This window comes from Pseudonocardia pini, assembly GCF_013870575.1.
Classification (GTDB): Bacteria; Actinomycetota; Actinomycetes; order Mycobacteriales; family Pseudonocardiaceae; genus Pseudonocardia; species Pseudonocardia pini.
On the sequence record NZ_JACBXB010001068.1, the window covers coordinates 1 to 1,455 of the forward strand.

The window sequence follows — 1,455 nt, forward strand, 5'->3', positions numbered from 1 at the left end:
ACCACTCTGGCGCGGCTCATGGCCCGCGCGGGGGACCGACGGTTCGTGGCGCTCTCCGCGCTGTCGGCGGGGGTCAAGGAGCTGCGGGCCGTGATCGAGGAGGCCCGCCGCCGCCGGGACTACGACAGCGGCTCCACCGTCTTGTTCATCGACGAGGTGCACCGCTTCTCCAAGACCCAGCAGGACGCCCTGCTCGGCGCGGTGGAGGACCGGCTGGTGCTGCTCGTGGCGGCGACCACCGAGAACCCGTCGTTCTCCGTGGTGTCCCCGCTGCTCTCCCGCTCGCTCGTGCTGCAGCTGCAGTCGCTGACCGAGGAGGAGCTGCGCGAGGTGCTCCACCGCGCGGTCGCGGCCGAGCAGGGCCTCAACGGCGCCGTCACGCTCGCCGAGGACGGGGAGGCCGCCCTGGTGCGGCTGGCCGCGGGGGACGCCCGGAGGGCCCTCACGGCGCTGGAGGCCGCGGCGGACGGGGTGGTGGCGGAGGGGACCGGGGTCGTCGACCTGGCCGCGGTCGAGCGAGCGGTCACCGAGGTCGCGGTGCGCTACGACCGCGCGGGCGACCAGCACTACGACGTCATCAGCGCCTTCATCAAGTCCATCCGCGGCTCGGACCCGGACGCGGCCCTGCACTACCTGGCCCGCATGCTCGTCGCGGGGGAGGACGCGCGCTTCATCGCGCGCAGGCTGATGATCCACGCGAGCGAGGACGTCGGGCTCGCGGACCCCACCGCGCTGCAGGCCGCCACGGCGGCGGCACAGGTGGTGCAGCTCGTCGGGATGCCGGAGGCGCGGATCGCACTGGCGCAGGCCACGATCCACCTGGCCACGGCCCCGAAGTCCAACGCGGTGATCACGGCGATCGACGCCGCGATGGCGGAGGTGCGGGCGGGTGCGGTGGGCTCGGTCCCCGCACACCTGCGGGACGGGCACTACGCGGGCGCCGCGAAGCTGGGCAACGCGGTGGGCTACCGCTACCCGCACTCCACCGCGGACGGCGTGCTCACCCAGCAGTACGCGCCGGACGAGCTGGTGGGCAAGGACTACTACGAGCCGACCACCCACGGGGCCGAGCGGGTCCTCGCCGAGCGCCTCCCGAAGCTCCGCCGGGTCGTCCGCGGCTCCTGACCGGTGCCGCCCGCTCGTCCGGCGACCGGGGAGCCGGCGCTCCCGCTCACCGGGGAGGAGCGGGAGCGCCGGTCCGTTCGTGGGCTACGCGGTGCGCAGCGTCAGGTCCAGCGCGCCGAGCGCCTGGTCGATCGGGGTGAAGTAGGCGGTGCACTTCCCGCCGCCGCCGCTGTGCACGCCCTGGGCCTGGCCGTCCGGCGTCACGTAGGGGCCGCCGGAGTCGCCCTGCGCACTGCAGACCGAGGCCACGCCCATGTTCGTCTGGCGCTGGCCGTCGAAGTTGACCGTGCGTCCCCGGGCGGTGATCTCGCCGCAGGTCTCGCCGCTCGT

The 1,455-nt window shown here is 74.7% G+C and carries 2 protein-coding genes; one reads left to right on the forward strand and one right to left on the reverse strand.

From position 1 onward, the window contains the following. Positions 1-1,125 (forward strand): replication-associated recombination protein A (locus H5J29_RS32550; protein WP_181784734.1); only part of this gene is annotated, 1,125 nt, incomplete at its 5' end. A gap of 84 nt (positions 1,126-1,209) precedes the next feature. On the opposite strand, the gene H5J29_RS32555 is transcribed toward H5J29_RS32550, so the two are convergent. Continuing rightward, on the reverse strand, positions 1,210-1,455 hold a 246-nt coding region (locus tag H5J29_RS32555), incomplete at its 5' end, for a trypsin-like serine protease (protein ID WP_181784735.1).